This is a genomic window from Leucothrix pacifica (assembly GCF_003172875.1).
Taxonomy (GTDB): domain Bacteria; phylum Pseudomonadota; class Gammaproteobacteria; order Thiotrichales; family Thiotrichaceae; genus Leucothrix; species Leucothrix pacifica.
In genome coordinates, this window is sequence record NZ_QGKM01000063.1 from 6,106 (window position 1) to 7,509 (window position 1,404).

At 46.6% G+C, this 1,404-nt stretch carries 2 protein-coding genes; one reads left to right on the forward strand and one right to left on the reverse strand.

Annotation, left to right across the window (positions count from 1 at the left end):
• Nucleotides 1–128 precede the first annotated feature (128 nt).
• A complete protein-coding gene (locus DKW60_RS17690) occupies nt 129–506 on the forward strand; it encodes a hypothetical protein (RefSeq protein ID WP_109838996.1) in 378 nt (125 codons plus the stop codon).
• Nucleotides 507–577: 71 nt separating this feature from the next.
• On the opposite strand, the gene DKW60_RS17695 is transcribed toward DKW60_RS17690, so the two are convergent.
• Nucleotides 578–1,195: a DUF2238 domain-containing protein gene (locus DKW60_RS17695; RefSeq protein WP_109838997.1), complete on the reverse strand. Its 618-nt coding sequence runs from the start codon at nt 1,193–1,195 to the stop codon at nt 578–580.
• Nucleotides 1,196–1,404: the final 209 nt, after the last annotated feature.

Below are 1,404 nucleotides of genomic sequence, written 5' to 3' on the forward strand. Positions count from 1 at the left end.
CACAAACACAATCACAGGCTTACTAGCCAAGGTCTGCAACAAACTTCCAAGAATTGAGTTATCGCAAAGACATAGCAATGAAAGCTGCGCTAAATTAGCCTCTTTCATTGCTATTTGTGAGCTGCACCATGACACTCAGTCGCCGCAATCTCCTGCTAATTATTATCGCCTCTGCACTACTCGGGGCTTCTGTCACTCACAAAGTCTGGCAAAGCAGCTATCCCGGCAGACCCTTGTTTGTTGAGTTTCATAATCTGCGTTCTGAGACCATCCCTCTGATCACCATTGAACATGGTAATGCATCCTCTCAGGAAAAAATCATCCTCACACAAATGAAGCCAGATGAGCGCAGAGTGATTAGCCTGAACCACTCGCCGGGCATGGGATATAACGTCATCACCAGCTTAGCCAATGGTGATGAGTACAATATGTGTTTGGGTAAAGGCACTGAGAAGTGGGTGAATCAGGTACGGATACGCGACAGCGGGATGTATGGTGGGAGCTAAAATCTTACGTATACTTTTTCTAAACTCCACACATAATTTTACTCGATTGTAGTTAACCTACAAAATCACTATTATTTGAAGCGTAAGATGATTTCCTCCTCCNNTTTGATTTGCTTGTCGTGAACTGCTGCCAGTAATACTAGCGCAGTGACACCACCGATGAGTGCCCACAACATATCGGACTGCGTATCCCAGACATAGCCCTGAGTGCCTAAAAAGGCTTCCGCTGCGCCATCATTGAGGGCTGCCACTAACCACTCGAGTAGTTCGTAGCAAGCGCTAAAGGCCAACACAAAGCACAGTGCAAAAAAGTGCATCCAGCCCCGACCATTCACCAGCTGTTTACGAATCATCAGCTCACGCGCAATCATCACCGGCACAAAGCCTTGCGCGAAGTGTCCGACCTTATCGTAATTATTGCGGGATTGTTCGAAGGTATCGCGTATCCAGTCAAATAGCGGCACTTCGGCGTATGTGTAGTGACCGCCAACCATAAGAATGACGCAATGAACCAGAATGAGTGTATACAGCAGCGGTGTGAGCGGGAAGTTTTTGTAGCTGAGCAACAAAACGACCAGGCCAATCAGTGCAGGTAACACCTCCAGCCACCATGTCGGATAGTCTTTGGGATCAATAGCTGACCAGATCAGAACTGCGAAAAATATTGCTAACCACACTGCTTTCTTCATGACATCACCTCAAGCTACCGGGTTACGCGCCCTATGATTTGTATGCTACCGCTCCTGCAATAGCGACACAATACGCAATGCAAAGCTGATCTAAACATCACCACTCTGCCACTTTTGAAATAGCTGTTACTGTATTAAATATGATGCCCGCAACATTCATTGAGCGACTCCTGAGGAATACTCATTTGCACCTTGGAAGAGCAAATGTA